Raw genomic sequence first — 745 nt, 5'->3', positions numbered from 1 at the left:
CCATCAAAAATTACTTTGTTCATCACATCTGATTGTGTAATTATCATTGATTCTGCACAAGCAGTCTTTGTACTAAATAAAATTAAAAAAAATGCAATAATGAAATGGATATATTTCAAGATCATTATCTAATTTATTATCATAAATATTAATCCCGATCTATCCTTCACCATATTTATATGCAAAGAGAATATTTTCTTAATATTGAATAAAAAATATCTTGTTGGTACTAGCATAGCTGTTATCATAGCATTCTCTATCGGAGTGCTAGGTGAGTATGGTTTACAATCATTTAATCTTGGGGAATCACCAACATCATCTACAAACTCAGAGGGCTCTCACATAGCAGGACATGTAACTATGTTTGTTACAGCCCCAAATGGTATGATAACAACCTACAGGCAATCTGATAACATCATTGTAAACCATGGAGTAGATTGTGCGATCAAGACACTATTTGCACCAACAACAGGTATTGAGAATAGTTGTACTGGTTCGCCTGGAGCATTTAATGTAATGGCCTTAGGTACTGGAACAAATGGCAACACTAGGACTGATACTGCACTTAACACAGAAACCTCTGCTACTGGATTAGCACGAGCAGTAGCATCAACCGTTAACGCAACAGCTGCACCAAGTAGTGGGACATCAAAAGTTTCTCTGTCAAACACATTCACAAACACATCAGGTGAGACAGTAACTATTACTGAAGCTGGCCTTTTCAATTCCACCAATAAAAACAATA

At 35.7% G+C, this 745-nt stretch carries 1 protein-coding gene; it reads left to right on the top strand.

What is annotated here, in order from left to right; genetic code table 11:
• Positions 1-204: 204 nt before the first annotated feature.
• Positions 205-745 (top strand): hypothetical protein (locus tag DYY66_RS00055; protein ID WP_166285119.1); only part of this gene is annotated, 541 nt, incomplete at its 3' end.

Source organism: Candidatus Nitrosotalea sp. FS, from assembly GCF_011319475.1.
Taxonomy (GTDB): domain Archaea; phylum Thermoproteota; class Nitrososphaeria; order Nitrososphaerales; family Nitrosopumilaceae; genus Nitrosotalea.
The sequence above is the reverse complement of the archived record's forward strand: the minus strand, read 5'-3'. Positions and strand labels throughout refer to the sequence as shown.